The 20308-nt window shown below is 70.0% G+C and carries 20 protein-coding genes; 8 read left to right on the top strand and 12 right to left on the bottom strand.

Annotation, left to right across the window (positions count from 1 at the left end; all coding sequences use genetic code 11):
- Positions 1–17 precede the first annotated feature (17 nt).
- Entirely contained in the window at positions 18–380 is a 363-nt protein-coding gene (locus OG972_RS12330) for a helix-turn-helix transcriptional regulator (protein ID WP_266980998.1), read from the top strand.
- Complete coding sequence (locus OG972_RS12325; protein WP_266980996.1) at positions 373–825, top strand: SRPBCC domain-containing protein; 453 nt, start codon at positions 373–375, stop codon at positions 823–825. Before OG972_RS12330 ends, OG972_RS12325 begins: the two co-directional genes overlap by 8 nt.
- 22 nt (positions 826–847) lie before the next feature.
- On the opposite strand, the gene OG972_RS12320 is transcribed toward OG972_RS12325, so the two are convergent.
- A complete protein-coding gene (locus tag OG972_RS12320) occupies positions 848–1966 on the bottom strand; it encodes an LOG family protein (RefSeq protein WP_266980994.1) in 1119 nt (372 codons plus the stop codon).
- Between the two features lie 120 nt (positions 1967–2086).
- Between OG972_RS12320 and OG972_RS12315 the strand changes: the two genes are divergently transcribed.
- Positions 2087–3586: a glycosyltransferase family 39 protein gene (locus tag OG972_RS12315; RefSeq protein ID WP_266980992.1), complete on the top strand. Its 1500-nt coding sequence runs from the start codon at positions 2087–2089 to the stop codon at positions 3584–3586.
- Between the two features lie 34 nt (positions 3587–3620).
- On the opposite strand, the gene OG972_RS12310 is transcribed toward OG972_RS12315, so the two are convergent.
- From OG972_RS12310 to OG972_RS12295, 4 genes are all read right to left on the bottom strand, one after another.
- On the bottom strand, positions 3621–4805 hold the full coding sequence (locus OG972_RS12310; RefSeq protein WP_266980990.1) for a hypothetical protein: 1185 nt from the start codon (positions 4803–4805) through the stop codon (positions 3621–3623).
- The gene (locus OG972_RS12305) at positions 4787–5524 is read right to left on the bottom strand and encodes an ABC transporter ATP-binding protein (protein ID WP_266980989.1); all 738 of its coding nucleotides are present in this window, start codon (positions 5522–5524) and stop codon (positions 4787–4789) included. Before OG972_RS12305 ends, OG972_RS12310 begins: the two co-directional genes overlap by 19 nt.
- Positions 5525–5803: 279 nt before the next feature.
- A complete protein-coding gene (locus OG972_RS12300; RefSeq protein ID WP_266980987.1) occupies positions 5804–7183 on the bottom strand; it encodes an aspartate aminotransferase family protein in 1380 nt (459 codons plus the stop codon).
- Positions 7168–7674, bottom strand: a complete 507-nt coding sequence (locus OG972_RS12295) for an Lrp/AsnC family transcriptional regulator (RefSeq protein WP_266980985.1) — start codon at positions 7672–7674, stop codon at positions 7168–7170. Before OG972_RS12295 ends, OG972_RS12300 begins: the two co-directional genes overlap by 16 nt.
- A gap of 163 nt (positions 7675–7837) precedes the next feature.
- Between OG972_RS12295 and OG972_RS12290 the strand changes: the two genes are divergently transcribed.
- The 3 genes from OG972_RS12290 to OG972_RS12280 all read left to right on the top strand — a co-directional run bounded on the left by OG972_RS12290 (position 7838) and on the right by OG972_RS12280 (position 11223).
- Positions 7838–9277, top strand: coding sequence for a gamma-aminobutyraldehyde dehydrogenase (locus OG972_RS12290; protein ID WP_266980984.1), 1440 nt, complete (start codon positions 7838–7840; stop codon positions 9275–9277).
- A gap of 182 nt (positions 9278–9459) precedes the next feature.
- Positions 9460–10623, top strand: coding sequence for a PotD/PotF family extracellular solute-binding protein (locus tag OG972_RS12285; protein ID WP_266990435.1), 1164 nt, complete (start codon positions 9460–9462; stop codon positions 10621–10623).
- Positions 10624–10677: 54 nt separating this feature from the next.
- Positions 10678–11223, top strand: a complete 546-nt coding sequence (locus OG972_RS12280; protein WP_266980983.1) for a hypothetical protein — start codon at positions 10678–10680, stop codon at positions 11221–11223.
- 1 nt (position 11224) lies between these two features.
- Here the strand turns inward: OG972_RS12280 and OG972_RS12275 are convergent, their stop codons facing one another.
- The 6 genes from OG972_RS12275 to OG972_RS12250 form a co-directional block, all read right to left on the bottom strand.
- Entirely contained in the window at positions 11225–12421 is a 1197-nt protein-coding gene (locus OG972_RS12275) for a serine hydrolase (RefSeq protein ID WP_266980981.1), read from the bottom strand.
- A gap of 73 nt (positions 12422–12494) precedes the next feature.
- On the bottom strand, positions 12495–13223 hold the full coding sequence (locus tag OG972_RS12270; RefSeq protein ID WP_266980979.1) for a response regulator transcription factor: 729 nt from the start codon (positions 13221–13223) through the stop codon (positions 12495–12497).
- A complete protein-coding gene (locus tag OG972_RS12265) occupies positions 13220–14407 on the bottom strand; it encodes a sensor histidine kinase (RefSeq protein ID WP_266980977.1) in 1188 nt (395 codons plus the stop codon). Before OG972_RS12265 ends, OG972_RS12270 begins: the two co-directional genes overlap by 4 nt.
- Before the next feature lie 19 nt (positions 14408–14426).
- Entirely contained in the window at positions 14427–15233 is an 807-nt protein-coding gene (locus tag OG972_RS12260) for an SAM-dependent methyltransferase (protein ID WP_266980975.1), read from the bottom strand.
- Positions 15234–15294: 61 nt separating this feature from the next.
- Positions 15295–15999 carry a glycerophosphodiester phosphodiesterase gene (locus tag OG972_RS12255; protein WP_266980973.1) on the bottom strand — a complete coding sequence of 235 codons (705 nt, stop codon included), beginning with the start codon at positions 15997–15999 and terminating at the stop codon, positions 15295–15297.
- A 23-nt stretch (positions 16000–16022) separates the two neighbouring features.
- Positions 16023–17075, bottom strand: a complete 1053-nt coding sequence (locus OG972_RS12250; RefSeq protein WP_323135865.1) for an adenosine deaminase — start codon at positions 17073–17075, stop codon at positions 16023–16025.
- A 115-nt stretch (positions 17076–17190) separates the two neighbouring features.
- Here OG972_RS12250 and OG972_RS12245 point away from each other — a divergent pair, with 115 nt between their 5' ends.
- The gene (locus OG972_RS12245) at positions 17191–17919 is read left to right on the top strand and encodes a DUF4190 domain-containing protein (protein WP_266980969.1); all 729 of its coding nucleotides are present in this window, start codon (positions 17191–17193) and stop codon (positions 17917–17919) included.
- A gap of 73 nt (positions 17920–17992) precedes the next feature.
- Here OG972_RS12245 and OG972_RS12240 read toward each other — a convergent pair whose 3' ends face one another.
- Positions 17993–18553, bottom strand: a complete 561-nt coding sequence (locus OG972_RS12240) for an NADAR family protein (protein WP_266980967.1) — start codon at positions 18551–18553, stop codon at positions 17993–17995.
- Positions 18554–18759: 206 nt separating this feature from the next.
- Between OG972_RS12240 and OG972_RS12235 the strand changes: the two genes are divergently transcribed.
- Positions 18760–20274 carry a gamma-aminobutyraldehyde dehydrogenase gene (locus tag OG972_RS12235; protein ID WP_266980965.1) on the top strand — a complete coding sequence of 505 codons (1515 nt, stop codon included), beginning with the start codon at positions 18760–18762 and terminating at the stop codon, positions 20272–20274.
- Positions 20275–20308: the final 34 nt, after the last annotated feature.

The raw sequence follows: 20308 nt of genomic DNA, 5'->3' as shown, positions 1-20308 counted from the left end.
CGAGGTGGTTAAGGAGCATGGCCGAAGCGGACCGGCTCAGCACCGTCTTTGCGGCTCTGGCCGACCCGACCCGTCGCGCGATCCTCGCGCGGCTGGCCGTGGGCGAGGCCACGGTCACGGAACTTGCAGAGCCGTTCGACATGAGCCTCCCCGCGGTTTCCCGGCATCTGAAGGTGCTGGAGCGCGCCGGGCTGATCACGCGCGGCCGGTCGGCGCAGTGGCGGCCGTGCAGGCTGGAGGCGGCGCCGCTGGCCGACGCCACAGAGTGGCTGGACCATTACAGGGCGTTCTGGGAGAGCGGTTTCGACCGTCTCGGGGAACACCTCAAGCAGCTTCAGAAGATCCGGAACGACTCCGAAAAGGACAGGGACCATGACTGAATCGGCACGTGAGGGCATCGACATCACCCGTATTTTCGACGCCCCGCGGGAACTCGTCTTCGAGGCCTGGACGACCCCCGAGCACTTCGCCGCCTGGTACGGCGGGGACGCCGAGGTGCCGCTCGACCGGGTGTCGATGGACGTCCGGCCGGGCGGCACGTGGAGCCTGGTCATCGTGGTGCCGGGCACCGAGATGCCGTTCCACGGTGTCTACCGGGAGGTGGTCGCACCCGAGCGGCTCGTCTTCACACTGAAGGACGCGACCGCGCCCGACGACATCGAGGGCGAGATCGTCACCGTCACGTTCACCGATCGCGGCGACAAGACCACCGAGATGGTCTTCCAGCAGCGCGGCGGCAACCTCACGGCCGAGCAGTACGCGGCGGCGGAGGACGGCTGGGAGGCGTTCTTCGACGCGCTGGTCAACCGGCTCGCGACGATCTGAACCGCTCGGCCGGACGGGACGGTCAGCCGGACAGCCGGGCGAGTGCCTCGGAAGCCTCGTCCACGGTGTCGACCAGGGCGATACGGGACTCCATCGGCCGGCCCGCGGCCAGCGTCCGCAGCAGTGGCCAGGCGGGCAGTTCCTCCGTCCAGTGGGCGCGGCCGACCAGCACCATCGGGGTCGGTGTGCCGCGTGAGCCGTAGTAGTTCGGCGTCGTGTTGTCGAAGACCTCCTGCACGGTTCCGGCGGCGCCCGGCAGGAAGACGACGCCCGCCGTGGAGCGGGCGAGCAGCCCGTCCTCGCGCAGCGCGTTGGCGAAGTACTTGGCGATGTGGTCGGCGAACGGGTTCGGCGGCTCATGACCGTAGAACCAGGTGGGGATCGAGACCGAGCCTCCGCCGTCCGGCCAGCGTTCCCGCACGGCGAAGGCGGCCAGCGCCCAGTCGGTGACCGAGGGGGTGAACGACGGGGCGGCGGCAAGGAGTTCGCATGCCTTGTCCAGCATCGGATCGGGATGCGGCGCCGCGTACGCACCGAGATTCGCCGCCTCCATCGCGCCCGGGCCGCCGCCGGTGGCCACCGTCAGCCCGCCGCGCGCCAGGGTCCGGCCCAGCCGGGCCGCGGCCGCGTACGCCGCGCTGCCACGCGCGGTCGTGTGGCCGCCCATCACCCCGACCACCCGCGCCCCGGTGAGGACTTCGTCCAACGCGTCGGAGACCGCGTCGTCATGGAGCGCGCGCAGCATCGAGGCGAAGGTGTCGCCGTTCGCGCGGGTCCGCTGGAACCAGCGGTACGCGCGGGCGTCGGGCGTCGCCTCGTAACCCCCCTCCGCCAGCCCTTCGTAGAGTGCGTCGGGGGAGTAGAGCAGGCCGCGGTACGGATCGAAGGGCAGCCCCGGCACGGGCGGGAAGACGAACGCCCCGTCGGCCCGCACCTTCGCCGCCGCGTCCGGCTCCATCCGGCAGCCGAGGAAGACCGCGCCGGACGTGTCCGCGGCGAACAGCGCGGCGCTGCGATCCGTCAGATCGACGGACTGGACGCGATGTCCGGCCAGTGACCCACCGGCGATCACCGCGTCGAATTCGGCGAGCGACTCGATCTCGATGCCGGGTGCGGGAATGCTGTCGTCCGGGTTCTCCACGCTGTCATGCTACGTACCGGCCGGGGCGTACCGCTCCATCCGTACGGTCATATGCCCGGAGCGGGAGGTGGCACCGTGACGGACGTTGCGTCTGGGGCGGAGCGGGACGGAGTGGCGCGAATGCCCGTACCGTCGAGCCAGCCTCCGGTCGCACTGCGTGGCATCGCCGCCGTCGGCGCCGGGACCGGAGCCCTCCTTCTCGCCTTCGGCGCCCGCTACGGCTACCACCGCGACGAGCTCTACTACCGGGCCGCAGGCGAGCACCTGGCCTGGGGGTACGACGACCAGCCGCCGCTCGTCGTCCTTCTGGCCCGCGCCGAGACCGCACTCTTCGGGGACTCGCCGACCGCGCTGCGTACCGCCTCCGCCGCCGCGGTCGCCGTGACCGTGCTGCTCGTCGGGCTGATCGCCCGGGAGTTGGGCGGCGGCGCCCGCGCACAGGTGCTCGCCGCCCTCGCCTGGGCGGTCGCCCCGCTCACCGTCATCTCCGGGCACCTTCTGTCCACGACCACCCTCGACCTGCTGGCCTGGGCGCTCATCAGCTGGCTTGTGGTCCGCCTGGTGCGCACCCGGGCGCACCGGCTGTGGCTGGTGATCGGGCTGGTCACCGGGGTCGGTCTGCTCAACAAGTACCTGGTGGCCTTCCTCGTCGTCGCCCTGCTTGCCGGGTTGCTGTCGGCAGGTCCGCGCACGGTCCTGCGCACCCCCTGGCTGGCGGCCGGCGCCGCGCTCGCGCTTCTGATCTCTCTGCCCGTTCTGCTGTGGCAGGCGGCGCACGGCTGGCCGCAGTTCGAGCTGGCCCACGCGATCGCGGAGGACGGCGACCAGGGCGGCAGGGCCGGCTTCCTGCCGTTCCAGCTCCTGCTGACCGGGCCGCTGATGGCGCCCCTGTGGGCGGTCGGGCTGTGGCAGCTGGGCCGGGCGGAACGGCTGCGCCCGTACCGGCTGTTCGTCTGGTCGTACGGGGCTCTCGCCCTCGTGTTCCTGGTCACCGGCGGCAAGGCCTACTACCAGGGAGGCGCCTATCCGGTGCTGTTGGCCGCGGGCGCGCTCACCGTCGAGGAGTGGCTCGCACGCGCGGGCCGCGGAGCCTGGCGCCGGGTGCGTACCGGAATCGTGACAGTCAGTGGTGCCGTCACCGTGCTCATCGGACTGCCCATCGTGCCGCTCGCCGCGTTCGCCGACAGCGCGCAGCCGGCCGTCAACGGCGACAGCGCCGAGACGGTCGGCTGGCCACAACTCGCCGCGACCGTGGGCCGGGTGTACCGGACGCTGCCGCCTGCGGAGCGTGCCGCCACGACGATCGTGACCCGCAACTACGGTGAGGCGGGGGCACTCGCGCGGTACGGCGACGCGTACGGGCTGCCGACCGCCTACAGCGGCCACAACGCCTACCACCGGTGGGGGCCGCCGCCCCCGGACCGCAGTGCCGTGACGCTCTACGTCGGGGCCCGGAGCGCGGGCGAACTGCGCCGCTACTGGCGCGAGGTGGAACCGGCTGCCCGGATCGACAACGGGTACGGCGTCGACAACGAGGAGCAGGGCGCGGGGGTCTGGATCTGCCGGGGGCTGCGCGAGCCCTGGCCGGAGATCTGGCCGGCCTTCCGGCACCTCGGCTGACCGCCGGTCGGCTCCACGGCCGGCGGGCGGCCCTTCAGCCGGTCAGCGGCAGCGCGGCCAATTCGGCGATCGCCCAGGTGATCGGGGCGAACACGACCAGCAGAACGCCGACCCGCAGGGCCGTCGCTGCCCGCAGCGCCGAGGCCGGCGCACCGAGCCGCAGCAGCGTCTGAACCAGGTGGGCGCGGGCCTGCTTCGCCTCCAGGGCGGAGGTCAGCAGCGTCGCCGTCGTGCAGCCCAGTACGAGTACGGCGCCGAGCGCGGTGAGCGGGCCGAAGTGACGCGGACCCGTCCCGTACAGCGCGATCGCCGCGATTGCCGCGGAGAGCACCGCGCAGACCACACCCAGCGGCCGGCCGATCCGGCGCGCCTCGTCCATCAGCACCCTTCCGGCCAGCAGGCGTACGGCTCCGGGACGCACCGCCTGCAGCAGCTGTCCGCAGAGGTGCGTCAGTCCGGGACCCGCCATGGCCAGACCGATCGCCGTCAGCGACCACCCGGCCAGCACCCACGTCGGGGTGGCGTCGGGAATTCCCGGCAGGGGGAACGCTCTGCCCGCGCCATCACGGCTCGCGTACGCCTCGACCGCGAGACCGGCTGCCGTCAGCGCTACGCCCCACGGCAGCCCGGTCGGCGGAACCGCCGGAGCCGGAATCTGCTCGTCCGGCACGATGTCCTGCGTGCCGTCCTCCGGCACCGCCGCCTGCAGCGGCCGGGTGCGCAGCGCCATCGCGCTCGCCGCCGCCGCGGCCACCGGCACCACCGTCAGCAGAACAAGGGTTGCGGCCATCGGCAACGGGGCCCCCGCGCCCAGCAGTCCGGCCGCCGCACCGTCGAACGGCAGCCCGGTCAGATCGCCGCGCAGATACAGGAAGACGAGCAGCGCCACCATCGACCCGAGGGTGCAGGACACGGCGGTGGAGACCGCGGCCAGCACGCCGAGCCGGATCGGCCCCAGACCGACGGCGGACAGCCCCGGACGCGGGCGGGTGCTCGGGTCCGTACGGGCCACCGCGACCGCGAACTGCACGGTGGCGGCCAGCGGCACGAAGCACCACAGCAGCCGCAGTACCGAGGCGGTCGAGTACGCCGGATGCGTCGACGCGTACGCCAGGGTGCACAGGAGCAGGAAGCCGACCCCGGCTGAGGCGGCCGCGACCAGCAGCCGCCGCACCAGGACCAGCGGATGGGTACCGCGGGCTAGACGGAGAGCGAGCACGCCGCGCGGCCTTCCGTATCGGACACGGCGGGCAGGGCGACGGTGGCGACCCGGCGGCCGTCCAGCAGCGGGACCGTACGGTCTGCCAGCGAGGCGACCTCCACGTCATGGGTGGCGAGCACGACCGTGATGCCGTGCGAGCGGGCCGCGCTCGTCAGTGTCCGCAGCACGTGATTGCGGTCCGTGCGCTGCAGCGTCGCGGTCGGCTCGTCGGCGAAGATCACCGTGGGTGAGCCGGCCAGCGCGCGGGCGACGGCGATCCGCTGACGCTGCCCCTGGAGCAGCGTGTGCGGCCGCTTCTTGGCACACATGCCGATGTCGAGCCGCTCCAGCCACTCCATGGCGACCTTCTTCGCGACCCGGTGCGAGGTGCCGCGCAGCAGCAGGGGAAGCGCTGCGTTCTCCCAAGTGTTCAGCTCCGGTACGAGCTGGGGATCGGGTGCGATCCAGCCGAACCGGTCACGTCGCAGCCGCTCGCGCAGCCGCGGACCCATGGTGTGGACCGGGACGCTGTTGAACCACACCTCGCCCTGCTGGGGCACCAGTTGGCCGGAGAGGCAGTGCAGCAGAGTCGTCTTGCCACTGCCTCGCGGGCCGGTCACGGCGAGGATCTCGCCGTCGCGGACCTCCAGAGAGATCCCGCCGAGCGCGGGTGAGCCGTTGTGGGAGTGGTGCAGGGAACGCGCCCAGATCACGTCGTTGTCCGGCGGGGCCACCATGGCGTACACCTCGGTTCAGATCAGATTTCCCGTCCCCCGTACGGGGGAACGAAGAGGGGGCCGATCGGTCACTCGGCACCGTAAGGATTCGGACCGCGGTGTGCGCACAGCACGCGGCCCGGGTGCGCTTCTTCCCACTCGAATGGGCGCATCCGGGCCGTGTGGACCGTATGAAATGACCGCTGGAATGCGGTCGGCTGGTGATCGGGCCGGGGTCAATCGGTCAATCGATCCGTGGTCGATCAGTTGATCGAACCGCGGCCCGGATCACCGTCCCTCTCAGAGCTTCGTCCAGGCCTCCGTCAGGACGCTCCGGAGGATGCCCTCGATCTCGTCGAACGTCGACTGGTCGGAGATCAGCGGCGGCGCGAGCTGGACGACCGGGTCGCCGCGGTCGTCGGCCCGGCAGTACAGACCGTTGTCGTACAGCGCCTTGGAGAGGAAGCCGTAGAGAACGCGCTCGGTCTCCTCGTCGGTGAACGTCTCCTTGGTGGCCTTGTCCTTCACCAGCTCGATGCCGTAGAAGAAGCCGTTGCCGCGGACGTCGCCGACGATCGGCAGGTCGTGCAGCTTCTGCAGCGTCGTGAAGAACGCGTTCTCGTTGTCCAGGACGTGCTGGTTGAGACCCTCGCGCTCGAAGATGTCGAGGTTGGCGAGGCCGACCGCCGCGGAGACCGGGTGGCCGCCGAAGGTGTAGCCGTGCAGGAAGGTGTTGCCGCCCTCGTAGAACGGCTCGGCGATGCGGTCCGAGACGATGCAGGCGCCGATCGGGGAGTAGCCCGACGTCATGCCCTTGGCGCAGGTGATCATGTCCGGCACGTAGCCGAACTTGTCGCAGGCGAACATCGTGCCGAGGCGGCCGAAGGCGCAGATGACCTCGTCGGAGACGAGCAGTACGTCGTACTTGTCGCAGATCTCGCGGACCCGCTGGAAGTACCCGGGCGGCGGCGGGAAGCAGCCACCGGCGTTCTGCACCGGCTCCAGGAAGACCGCGGCGACCGTCTCCGGTCCCTCGAAGAGGATCTCCTGCTCGATCTGGTCGGCGGCCCAGCGGCCGAAGGCCTCCGGGTCGTCGCCGTGGATCGGGGCGCGGTAGATGTTGGTGTTCGGCACCTTGTGCGCGCCGGGGACCAGCGGCTCGAAGGGGGCCTTCAGGGCCGGCAGGCCGGTGATGGACAGGGCGCCCTGCGGGGTGCCGTGGTAGGCGACCGCACGCGAGATGACCTTGTACTTGGTCGGCTTGCCCTTGAGCTTGAAGTACTGCTTGGCAAGCTTCCAGGCGGTCTCGACGGCCTCGCCGCCGCCGGTGGTGAAGAAGACCTTGTTGAGGTCGCCCGGCGCGTAGTCGGCGAGCCGCTCGGCCAGCTCGACGGCCTTCGGGTGGGCGTAGGACCACACCGGGAAGAAGGCCAGCTCCTGGCCCTGCTTGTAGGCCGCTTCGGCGAGCTCGTGACGGCCGTGACCGGCGTTGACCACGAACAGGCCGGACAGGCCGTCGAGGTAGCGCTTGCCCTGGTCGTCGTAGATGTAGGTGCCCTCGCCACGCACGATGGTGGGAACGGGCGCGTTCTCGTAGTCCGACATGCGGGTGAAGTGCATCCACAGGTGGTCGTACGCGGTTCGGCTGAGGTCCTTGCTCACGGCTATCGGGTTCCCCACATATAGGTCTGCTTCTTGAGCTTCAGGTAGACGAAACTCTCGGTGGAGCGCACGCCGGGGATGGCCCGGATGCGTTTGTTGATCGTTTCCAGCAGGTGGTCGTCGTCCTCGCAGACGATCTCCACCATCAGGTCGAAGGAGCCCGCGGTCATCACCACGTACTCGCACTCGGCCATAGCCGACAGCGCCTCCGCGACGGAATCGAGGTCGCCTTCGACATTGATGCCGACCATCGCCTGCCGCCGGAACCCCACGGTGAGCGGGTCCGTGACGGCGACGATCTGCATCACGCCCTGATCGAGCAGCTTCTGGACGCGCTGCCGCACGGCCGCCTCGGAGAGGCCGACGGCCTTTCCGATCGCGGCGTACGGACGACGCCCGTCCTCCTGGAGCTGCTCGATGATTGCGAGGGAGACGGCATCGACCGCTGGTGACGATCCGTTCCCGGTCCTGGAGTCTGCGCTGCGACTGGCCACGTCTCCACTGTGCACCGGGACTCGTCTGTCTCGCAACCCTCAATCGATGAAATTCGTTGTCTGAGGGTCCAGATCTCACTGAATCCGAAGTTCCCGGCGGGTGGGTATGTCGAAAGCGTCACCTCTACGACTAGGCTGGATGTCTCACCCATTGGACGTGTCGACAGGAGGGGTGGTTGTGACCACCGAGGTGCGCCGTCTGCGCAACTACATCAACGGGGAGTTCCGGGACGCCGCGGACGGGCGGACCATCGATGTGGTCAACCCGGCGACGGAAGAGGTCTACGCGACCTCCCCGCTCTCCGGCCAGGCCGATGTCGATGCCGCCATGGACGCCGCTGCGGCGGCCTTTCCCGCCTGGCGCGACACCACGCCCGCCGAGCGTCAGAAGGCCCTGCTGAAGATCGCGGACGCCTTCGAGGCGCGGGCGGAGGAGCTGATCGCCGCCGAGTCCGAGAACACCGGCAAGCCGATCGAGCTCACCCGCACCGAAGAGATCCCGCCGATGGTGGACCAGATCCGCTTCTTCGCGGGCGCGGCACGGATGCTCGAAGGCCGCTCGGCCGGCGAGTACATGGAGGGACTGACCTCCATCGTCCGCCGCGAGCCGGTGGGCGTCTGTGCCCAGGTCGCGCCGTGGAACTACCCGATGATGATGGCCGTGTGGAAGTTCGCCCCGGCGCTCGCCGCGGGCAACACCGTCGTCATCAAGCCGTCCGACACCACCCCGGCGTCGACCGTGCTGATCGCCGAGATCATCGGCGACATCCTGCCCAAGGGCGTCTTCAACGTTATCTGCGGCGACCGGGACACCGGCCGCGCGATGGTCGAGCACCGGACCCCGGCGATGGCCTCCATCACCGGTTCGGTACGGGCCGGCATGCAGGTCGCCGAGTCCGCCGCCAAGGATGTCAAGCGCGTCCACCTGGAGCTCGGCGGCAAGGCGCCCGTCGTCGTCTTCGAGGACTCCGACATCGCCAAGGCCGTCGAGGGCATCTCCGTCGCGGGCTTCTTCAACGCGGGTCAGGACTGTACGGCCGCGACCCGCGTGCTCGTCCACGAGTCGATCCACGACGAGTTCGTCACCGCGCTCGCCAAGGCCGCCGCCGACACGAAGACCGGGCAGCCGGACGACGAGGACGTGCTCTACGGCCCGCTCAACAACGCCAACCAGCTGAAGCAGGTCAGCGGGTTCATCGACCGGCTGCCCACGCACGCCAAGGTCGAGGCGGGCGGCCACCGCGTCGGCGAGAAGGGCTACTTCTACGCCCCGACCGTCGTCTCCGGTCTGCGGCAGGACGACGAGATCATCCAGAACGAGGTCTTCGGACCGGTGATCACGGTCCAGTCGTTCACCGACGAGGCCCAGGCCGTGGAGTACGCGAACGGCGTCGAGTACGCCCTCGCCTCCTCGGTGTGGACCAAGGACCACGCCCGCGCGATGCGGATGTCCAAGAACCTCGACTTCGGCTGCGTGTGGATCAACACCCACATCCCGCTCGTCGCCGAGATGCCGCACGGCGGATTCAAGAAGTCCGGCTATGGCAAGGACCTCTCCGCGTACGGATTCGAGGACTACACGCGCATCAAGCACGTCATGACCTCGCTCGACGACTGACACCCTCGCAGTGGTGACGGCCCCTCGAATGCATCGCTTCGAGGGGCCGTTCCCGTGTCCGCCTCTGACGGGGCATCGACAGGGTGTGCGGGAGGGGCCCGCTCCGCTGGACGGTTGGTCCATTGTCCGCCGCGTTCCCGGCCGGGCATCCTGCGCAGGTGCGAGCGATCCCGAACAACCCCATGTCCCGCCGGTCCCTGCTGCGCGCCTTCGGGGCGGGAGCGGCCGGTGTCACGCTGGCCGGCTGCGGAGTGCCCGCCGCCTACGTGCAGCCCGGCGACCGCGCCGGACGCGACTACTCCGGCAGCGATCACACGCTGCACTTCGCCAACTGGCCCCTCTACATCGACGCCGACGACAAGAACGCGTCGAAGCGGCCCACCCTCGACGCGTTCAGCAAGCGGACGGGGATCTCCGTCACGTACACCGAGGAGATCAACGACAACGACGAGTTCTTCGGGAAGATCAGTCCGGCGCTGATGAACCACCAGGAGACCGGCCGGGACCTGATCGTCGTCAGCGACTGGATGGCCGCCCGGTTCGTACGGCTCGGCTGGGTACAGGAGATGGACCGGGCCAAGCAGCCCAACGTAGCCAAGTACCTCGATCCGCAGCTGCGTTCACCCGCCTTCGACAAGGGCCGGACGCACAGCGTCCCCTGGCAGTCCGGGATCACCGGCATCGCGTACAACCGCAAGAAGCTCGGCCGCGAGATCAGGAGCCTGAGCGATCTGTGGGCGGACGACCTGAGCGGCAAGGTGACACTGCTGTCCGGGCTCGACGAGTCCTTGGCCCTTCTGATGCAGGGCAACGGCGTCGACGTCACCCGCTGGAAGCGCGACGACTTCTACGAGGTGTGCGACCAGGTGGAGAAGCTGGTGAAGAAGAAGCACATCCGCCGCTTCACCGGCAACGACTACATCAAGGACCTGTCGACCGGCGATGTACTCGCCTGCCAGGCCTACTCCGGCGATGTCATCCAGCTCCAGGCCGACAACCCGGAGATCGAGTTCGTGGTGCCCGAAGAGGGTGCCGAACTCTGGGCGGAGTCCCTCATGATCCCCAACCTCGCCCGCCACAAGCGCAACGCCGAGAAGCTGATCGACTACTACTACGAGCCCGAGGTCGCCGCGGAGCTGGCGACCTGGGTCAACTACGTCTGCCCCGTCCCCGCCGCCCGCGAGGTGCTGGCCTCCTCCAAGGACGAGGAGACCGCCGCGCTCGCCGAGGAACCGCTGATCTTCCCCGACGAGGCGATGCGTAAGCGGCTGGCGATCGCCCGCGACATCACGTCCGAGGAGCGCACCGAGTTCGCGAAGAAGTGGAACTCCATCGTCGGGTTGTGAAACCGGCCCCGGGGTGGCGTAAATGGCGCGTAAACACGCGCGTACGCTGCGGACATGAGCGAGCGAAGAGCCCTGCTGAGGCGCATACGCGTGTGGTTGGTCGTCTTTATCGTCTGTCTGGTGTTGAGCGGGCTGACCGCCTTCCCGCTCGTCCATGAACTCCACTGGGCCGAGGATCTGCTGAGGTCCTCGGCCTCTCCCGTGCCCGAACACTTCCCGGCCCTCATGGAGTGGATCACCAGGGTCAGGACCGGCCTCGACGAGGCCGACGCGAGGTACCCCTTCGTGCTGTACGGCACCGACTGGCTGGCTTTCGCGCATCTCGTCATCGCGGTCGCGTTCTACGGTCCGTACCGCGACCCGGTCCGCAACATCTGGGTCGTCGAGTTCGGCATGATCGCCTGCGCCGGAATCATCCCGCTCGCGCTGATCTGCGGACCGATCCGGGGCATTCCGTTCTGGTGGTCGGTCATCGACATGTCGTTCGGTGTCATCGGGGTGATCCCGCTGCTCGTCGTCCGCCGGATGATCAAGCGGCTGGAAGCGCTGGGTCGGACGCCGGACCCGGTGGCCGGGCCGGCGGCCGCGGCAACGGTCTGAGTCACTGGGCCGACGGGGCACCGAAGGCGGCCACCACGATGTTCATCGCCGTGGCATTCATGCCCTCCCCCTTCGCATCCGTCGCATTGACGCTGTAGACCAGGGTCCGCGAGAGATCGCGGGTGGCCGCGACGGCGGCGTTGTAACCCCAGCGGCCACCCGTCTTGCCCCACACCTCACGCCCGCCCAGCCGCATCACCGACAGACCCGCGCTGTAAGCGGCCGGGTCGCCCGTGCTGTACTCGCGTACCGATGCCCTGGGCAGTGTGAACATCTCCTCCAGCAGCGGCCCGCGCACCACCTGCCCGCGGAACAGGGCCCGGATGAAGTGCTCCAGATCGGCGGTGGTGGAGATCAGATCACCCGCCGCCCAGGCGTCCGTCGCCCCCCACACCGTCACATCGCGCAGTTCGGTGGTTCCGTCGGCCCCGGCGAAGACCTGGTAGCCGTGGTTGTGCGGGCCGCGGATCGTCGGGTCGGCGCCCGGGAAGCCGGTGTCCTTCAGTCCCAGGGGATCCAGGATGCGGCGGGACACCTCCGACTCGTACGTGCAGTCCGTGACCTCCTCGATCAGCAGGCCCGCCACGGTGTAGCCGATGTTGTCGTAGTGCTGCTGCGTACCGGGCGCGAAGTCCGGCCGCTGGGAGGTGGCTTCGCGCACGGTGTCCGCCGCGTCGTGCAGATCGAAGCGGTGCGCGTACCACTCGTCGAGCGTGCCGCCGCCGGAGCCGACGGACGGGATGCCGCTGGTGTGGTTCAGCAGCTGGCGCACGGTGACCTTCTTGTACGCCGCCGGGATCAGCTCCGGCAGATAGTGCCGGACCGGAAGGTTCAGGTCGAGCTTCCCCTCCCCGGCCAGCTGCAGCACGACGGCCGCCGTGAACACCTTGGTGACCGAGCCGGCCCGGAAGCGGCCCCCCGGGTCCGCCGGGAGCCCCGACTCCAGGTCGTGCACACCGGAGCTGCCCCGCCAGATTCCCGCGGTGCCTGCGACCCGAACGAGTGCGGCCGTGGCGTCGGTCCTCGGGAGCCCGGCGATCGCGGCCCGCAGGGCCTTGGCGTCCGGGGCGGCCTGCCCGGTGGCCGCGGCGGCGGTCGCCGGGGTGCGGTCTGCCGCGAGCGCCGGCCCGGCGGGGCCGGCGGCGATGCCGAGGAGCAGGGCGGCTGCGACGGCGGTACGGGAAGTGCGGGCGTTCATGTCCGGTGCCTCCTGGCGTGGAATCCGTAACTGCTGGTGGACTCCATCCTGTTGATCGGCGGGCCCCGGCGGATCACCCGGCCGAGCGGTCCTCGACGGGCGCTTTTCTCACCTGTGCGGGGGAGGCGGGTGACGGCTGTCCCTCCGGAGAGGGAGTGACGACTCCGCACTCGTACGCGCAGATGACCGCCTGGATCCGATCGCGCAGTCCCAGCTTGGACAGCACATGGCCCACATGGGTTTTCACCGTATGTTCGCTGACGACCAGCGCGGCCGCTATCTCCGCGTTCGACAGACCGCGGGCCAGGTGCAGCAGCGTCTCGCGCTCGCGGGCGGTCAGCACGTCGAGGCGCGCCGAGGACGACACGGCCGAGGCCGCCGGCCGTGAGGTGTAGTCGGCGATCAGCCGGCGGGCCACCGAGGGCGCCAGCAGCGAGTCCCCGGCCGCCACCACCCTTACCGCGTGCACCAGATCGTCGCGGCGCACGTCCTTGAGCAGGAACCCGCTCGCCCCCGCGTGCAGTGCCTCATAGACGTAATCGTCCGAGTCGAAGGTGGTGAGCATGACTGTCCGGCAGCCGGTCTCCGCGCTGATGGCGCGGCACGCCTCGATGCCGTCCGTGCCGGGCATCCGAATGTCGAGCAGCGCCACGTCGGGCGCCAGCCGGCGCACCGCGTCGACTGCCGCGGCGCCGTCGCCTGCCTCGGCCACCACTTCGATATCCGGCTGTGCGGCCAGGATCATCGCGAAGCCGCTGCGCACGAGCTCCTGGTCGTCGGCCACTACCACGCGGATCGTCAACTTCCCACCCCTGTACGCGTATCTGCCTGCGGAATCGTCACCCGGACCCGGAACCCCCGGCCACCCGGACCCGGGCCGGTGACGGCGGTGCCGCCGTGTGCCGCCGCGCGCTCCCGGATACCGATCAGGCCCATGCCGGCGCCGGTCCCGGCGCCGGTCCCGGAACCACGGCCGTCATCGGTAATGGTGAGGGTCAACGCTTCTGTTCCATATGCCAGTTGCACGGACACCATGTCGGCGGCGGCGTGTTTGACGACGTTCGTGAGGGCCTCCTGCACGATCCGGTGGACCGTGGCCTCGACGGCCAGGCCGAGCGTCCGGACCGGGCCAGTGACCTCGTACGGGATTTCCAGGCCGCTGCCGCGTGCCCGCGCGATCAGTGCCGGCAGTTCGGCCAGTGAGGGCTGAGGCTCCCGGGGCGCGTCCGGTGCGCTCTCGTTCTCGCGCAGCACGCCGAGCATCCGGCGCAGCTGCACCATGGCGTCCCGGCCCGTCTCCGAGATCGCGTCGAACGCCGCCTCGGCACGTTCCGGCGCCGTACGGACCGCGACCGGTCCGGCCTCCGCCTGCACGATCATCAGGCTCACCGCGTGCGACAGGATGTCGTGCATCTCCCGTGCGATCCGGTTCCGTTCGCGCACCGCCGCCTGCTCGGTCTCGATCCGGTGCGTCAGCTCCAGCTGCCGGGCCCGGCCCTCCACCGCATTCAGATAGGCCTTGCGAGTCACGGTGAACCGGCCGAACGCGTAGGCCGCGGCGAACACGAAGAGGGAGAAGAGCAGCTCCCTGATCTCGCTGCTGTCGAGGCCGACCGAGAACAGCACCGCCACGGCCGTGAGCACCGTAATCGCGAGCCGTTTCAGCGGCGAGGAGAGTTCGGCCACTGTGTAGAACGCCACGAGGCCGGCGTACGGGAGCGGCTGGCCCGGACCGTCGACGGCGAACTTGTACAGGCCACCGGCCAGGAGCACGACGATCAGGGCCGCGACCGGTGCCCGCCGACGGGCTACCAGCGGCAGCACGGTCAAGGTGGTCAGCCCGTACGCCGTCCATGTCGCCTCCGGCAGCTCCGGGGCACGCGGGACGACGAACGGCATGGTCACCGCTGCCTGCACCAGCAGCGCGACGGTGAGGTCCACGGTCCGGGGGCCGGCCCCGAGCACCCTCGGGGCCAGGTCTCTCATGTGCATGCTGTCGGTGCTGTCAGGGCTTCCGGGCGACGGCGCCGAACTGGGCGACCACCGGCGCCGTGGTGCCCGGGTCGGTCCGCCACCGCGCACACGACACGATGCCCGGCTCGACAAGCTCCAGGCCCTCCAGGAACGTGGCGAACTCGGCGCGGCTGCGGGCGGTGATCGGCGGGGTGGCGTTCTCGTTCCAGAACCGCATCGCTGCCTCGTTGCCCTCGCCGCCCAGCTCCAGGGTGGGGTGGGTGAGTACCAGATAGCTGCCGGACGGCATCGCGTCCATCAGCGTCCGGACGATCTTCCGTGCCTCGTCCGTGTCGAGGACGAAGTTCAGGATGCCGAGCATCATGACCGCGACCGGCTTCTTCAGATCGAGTGTCGGTTCGACGCCCCGCAGGATCTGTTCCGGGTGGCGGGCGTCCGCATCGATGTACTCGGTCGCACCTTCCGGTGAGCCGACGAGCAGCGCGCGGGCGTGCGCCAGCACGATCGGGTCGTTGTCGACATAGACGATGCGGGCGGCGGGTGCGGTGTGCTGAGCGACCTCATGGGTGTTGTCGGCCGTCGGCAGACCGGTGCCTATGTCCAGGAACTGCCCGATCCCCACGTCACCCGCCAGATACCGGACCACCCGCCCCAGGAATGCCCGGTCGGCGCGGGCCACTTCACCGATGCTCGGATACATGGAGGTGACATGGTCGCCGACCGCGCGGTCGACGGGGTAATTGTCCTTGCCGCCCAGCCAGTGGTTCCAGACCCGGGCGTTGTGCGCGACGTCGGAACGGACTCGGGCGGGACGGGGGCTGCTGTGCGGATCGGTCACATCTGCTCCTCGGGCAGTTTCGCTCACCGACGGTGAGGCATCGCCCATGATGCCGGATAGTTCAAGAAAGCTCAGCGGACCGGGAGTTGGCGAGCAGGCCGTGCAGGGCGTCGACCCGGTTGGTGGTGATCGAGTCGACGCCCTGTCCGATCAGACGGCGCATTGTGCGCTTGGTGTCGGCCGTCCAGGCGGAGACCAGCAGCCCGTCCCCGTGGATACGGTCCGTCAGTTCCCGGCTCACCAGCCCGAACCGGTAGTTCAGCCAGCGCGGTCTCACCGCGGCCAACAGGGCGGAGCGCGGCGGGGCGAGTGTCGTCCAGGTGAGGGCGATCTCGGCGGATGGATCCGCGGCGCGCACCCGCAGCATGGCCTCGGGGCCCGCGCAGTAGTACGTACGCTCCCCGGCCCCGCACTCGCGGACCAGGCCGATGGTCTTCCGTACCGACTCGTCGGTGGAGCCGGGCAGATCGAGCATGAGGCGGTGCGCCCCGGCGGCGAGCAGCGCCTCGCGCAGGGTGGGCACACCGCCCGCGGTCAGTTCGGTGAGCTCCTGGTGGGTGAGCCGGTCCAGTCTGCGCTCGTGACCCCACAGCCGCTCCAGCGTGGCGTCGTGCAGCAGGACCGGCACCCCGTCGCGGGTGACCCGGACGTCGAGCTCGACCACGTCCGCCCCTCGTTCGATGGCGGAGCGGATCGAGGGGAGGGTGTTCTCGCGGACACGGTACGGATCGCCGCGGTGAGCTACGGCGGTGACAGGGGTGGCCATGGGGCCATTGTCACCACCGGCGGTCACCGGCCGGTGCGCTGCAGCCAGTCCGTCGTGTACGTGTCGATCTCGGCGGCCAGCGTCCGCTTGCCGGCCGGGTCGAGGTAGGAGGCCTCCACCGCGTTCTTCGCGAGCGCGGCAAGACCTTGCTCGTCCAGACCGAGGAGGCGGGCCGCCACCGCGTACTCGTTGTTGAGGTCGGTGCCGAACATCGGCGGGTCGTCGCTGTTGATGGTGACCAGGACTCCGGCGTCCACCATCTCCTTGACCGGGTGCAGGTCGAGATCGGTCACGGCGCGGGTTGCGATGTTCGAGGTCGGGCAGACCTCCAGCGCGATCCGGTGCTCGGCGAGGTGGTCGAGAAGCCTGCGGTCCCGGGTGGCGCTGGTGCCGTGGCCGATGCGCTCGGCGCGCAGTTCGGTGAGGGCGTCCCAGATCGTCTGCGGGCCCGTGGTCTCCCCGGCGTGCGGGACGGAGTGCAGCCCCTCGGCGATCGCCCGGTCGAAGTAGGGCTTGAACTGCGGGCGGGGCACGCCGATCTCCGGACCGCCGAGCCCGAACCCGACGAGGCCCTCCGGCCGCAGGTCCACCGCGAGCCGGGTGGTCTCCGCGGCGGCTTCAAGACCGGCCTCGCCGGGAATGTCGAAGGTCCAGCGCAGGACGACGCCGAGCTCGGCCTCGGCGGCCTTGCGGGCGTCCTCTATGGCCTCCATGAAGCCCTGCTCCGGGATGCCGCGCCGGGTCGAGCTGAACGGGGTGACGGTCAGTTCCGCGTACCGGATGTTCTGGCGGGCCATGTCCCGGGCGATCTCGAAGGTCAGCAGCCGGACGTCCTCCGGGGTGCGGACCAGGTCCACGACGGAGAGATAGACGTCGATGAAGTGGCCGAAGTCGGTGAAGGAGAAGTAGTCGGCCAGCGCCTCCGGGTCGGTGGGGACCTTGGAGTCCGGGTGGTGGGCGGCCAGTTCGGCGACGATGCGGGGCGAGGCGGATCCGACATGGTGGACATGCAGTTCGGCCTTGGGCAGCCCCGCGATGAAGGGGTGCAGATCGGTCATCGGATCCTCCGGGGACATGACGTGGAGCGGTCCGGGCACGGGACGGCCCGGTGTGGGACGGGGATCATCGTAGGCCGGAGCGGCAGCTGCCGGGGCGGGCCGTAGCATGACGGGACCACGATGGGGGAGGCCCATGTCAGAGAACACAGAGCAGCCCGCGGACGGGGCTGCGCCACGCGATCCGTGGGCTCCGCCGGACAACAGGGTGCCGCTGGAGAAGCAGACCGGTGACCTGCGCCCGCCCGCTGTGCACGATCAGCAGACGGTCACCTCGATGCCGGCCGCCGGAACGGGACCGGTGCCCACGGCGGGGTTCGGCGCCGCACCGGGGACCGGCCCCTTTGCCGCACCGGGGTCCGGCCCCCTGCCCGGAGCGGGACAGGCGCCCGGGGACGTACCGCCGCCGCCGATCGCGCCGAACGGTCCCGGGCAGCAGATCCCTCCCGCAGGACAGTACGGATACCCGGCCGCACCCGTTCCGCAGTACGGCGGTTATCCGGGATACCCCGGCTACGGCCAGGCGCCCTGGGGCGGACCGGCGCCCGCGAACGGGCTGGGTATCGCGTCGATGGTGCTCGGCATCGTCGCCGTGGTCGGCTTCTGCATGTGGGGGCTCGGGGTCATCCTGGGCGTCCTCGCGCTGATCTTCGGTCTCATAGGCCGTGGCCGGGTCAACCGGGGTGAGGCGAACAACGGCGGCGTCGCGCTGGCCGGAATCATCCTGGGCTCGCTCGGCATTGTGATCAGCGGAGCGTTCCTGGGCTTCCTGATCTGGGGCGTGACCCACGACTTCAACAACGAGGACAGCTACCCGTACGACGACACGTACGGAACGTCCCTGGTCGTGGACGGCACGCGATAGAGGCGGGAAAGCCGCTGCACAGAGCACGGCCCGCGGGGCGGTGGGGAGAACCCCGACCGCCCCGCGGGCCTTTTCATATCGAGTCGGGCACGGCGCGCAGCCGTGTTCGCGCCTCCATGAGGGCGAACCCCAGCAGATTCAGCCCCCGCCAGCGCGCCGGATCCTCCGCTCGCGGGTCGTCCGCCGCCATTCCGATGCCCCAGATCCTGTCCAGGGGGCTCGCCTCGACCAGCACCCGGTCCCCGGTGTTCAGCAGGAACGCGCGCAGCCCGGCGTCCTGGCCGAACTTGTGGACACTGCCCGCCACCACCAGGGCGAACCGCTCCCGCTCCCACACCGTGTCGTCGAAGGCGCGGACCAGCCGGCCCGCCTTCTTCGCCGCCGCGGGGCTGCTCGCGGACAGCGCACGGCGCTCCGCCTCCACATCGCCGAAGAGCCGCGCCTTGCCGGCCATCATCCAGTGCTCGGCCGACGCGTACGTCACCCCGTCGACCGTGAACGGAGAAGGCCACCACTGGCTGAGGCAGCTCGCGCCGATCCGCCCGTCCGGTCGAGGGCGGTGTCCCCAGAACGACAGGTACTTCACTTTCTCCCCGCGACAGGTCCGCGCCACCAGCTCGTTCAGGTGTTCCATGACATGCGAGTGTGGCATCCGCCACTGACACTCCGTACGTGGATTTCCGTGGCGACGCGACACATGGTCGACAGATTCCGTTGCGTAACCAAAAGGCAACAACGGAATCACTTGTTGGGCTCAGTCTCCTCTGTCAGGATCGGCACTCAAATCGAGCAGAAGCTACGCCGCCCCGGTTCACGGAGACAGCGGCGGAGGAGAGCGTCATGGGCAAGGGCTTCCACGTGCGGGACCGCTTCGCGGCCGGCGCGCAGTACATCGGCGGAAAGCTGCGCTCCGGCACATCGGGACGCAGCCACGACATCGTGAATCCGGCTACGGGCGAGACCGTCCACACCTACGAACTGGCGGGCCCCGCCGATGTCGACGCGGCCGTCGCGGCTGCCCGCGAGGCCTTCCCCGGCTGGTCGGGTGCCACTCCGGCCGAGCGGTCCGAGGCGATGCACCGGTTCGCCGCCGTCCTCGCGGAGCAGGCCGACGACTTTGCGTACGCGGAGTCGCTCCAGTGCGGCAAGCCCATCAAGCTCTCCACCGAGTTCGACGTGCCCGGCACCGTCGACAACACCGCTTTCTTCGCCGGCGCCGCCCGCCACCTGGAGGGCAAGGCCGCCGGGGAGTACGACGGCGACCACACCTCGTACGTACGCCGCGAGGCCATCGGCGTCGTCGGCTCGATCGCCCCCTGGAACTACCCGCTCCAGATGGCCGCCTGGAAGATCCTCCCGGCGGTCGCGGCGGGCAACACGATCGTGCTGAAGCCCGCCGAGATCACCCCGTTGACCTCGCTGATGTTCGCCCAGGCGGCCACCGAGGCAGGCATCCCGGACGGTGTGATCAACATCGTCACCGGCGCGGGCAAGGACGCGGGCGAACATCTCGTCGGCCACCCGGACGTCGTGATGACCTCCTTCACCGGCTCCACCGCCGTCGGCAAGCGGGTCGCGGAGATCGCCACCGCCACCGTCAAGCGCCTCCACCTCGAACTCGGCGGCAAGGCCCCCTTCCTGGTCTTCGACGACGCCGACCTGGAGGCCGCGGTCAACGGCGCCGTCGCCGGAGCGCTCATCAACACCGGCCAGGACTGCACCGCCGCCACCCGCGCCTACGTCCAGCGGCCGCTCTACGACGCCTTCGTCCAGGGCGTCGCCTCGCTCATGGAGACCGTCCGGCTCGGCGACCCCTTCGACCCGTCGACCGACCTCGGCCCGCTGATCAGCCACGCCCAGCGGGACCGGGTCGCCGGTTTCGTCGAGCGCGCCCGTGCGTACGCCACCGTCGTCACCGGCGGTGAGGCCCCCGGCGGGGACCTCGCGGACGGTGCCTACTACCGGCCGACGCTCGTCGCGGGCGCCGCCCAGGACAGCGAGATCGTCCAGTCGGAGATCTTCGGCCCGGTCCTGGTCGTGCTGCCCTTCGACACCGACGACGAGGGCATCGCCCTCGCCAACGACACCCCGTACGGACTCGCCGCCTCGGCCTGGAGCCGCGACCTGTACCGGGCGGGCCGTGCCACCCGCGAGATCAAGGCGGGCTGCGTCTGGGTCAACGACCACATCCCGATCATCAGCGAGATGCCACACGGCGGATACAAGGCCAGCGGCTTCGGCAAGGACATGTCGGTGTACTCATTCGAGGAGTACACGCAGGTCAAGCACGTGATGTACGACAACACCGCGGTCGCCCGGAAGGATTGGCACCGCACGATCTTCGGGGACCGATAGCCAGGCCGGGCAACGGCCACACCCACCCGAAAGG

Source organism: Streptomyces sp. NBC_01669 (assembly GCF_026339735.1).
GTDB classification, from domain to species: Bacteria; Actinomycetota; Actinomycetes; order Streptomycetales; family Streptomycetaceae; genus Streptomyces; species Streptomyces yanii.
The sequence above is the reverse complement of the archived record's forward strand: the minus strand, read 5'-3'. Positions and strand labels throughout refer to the sequence as shown.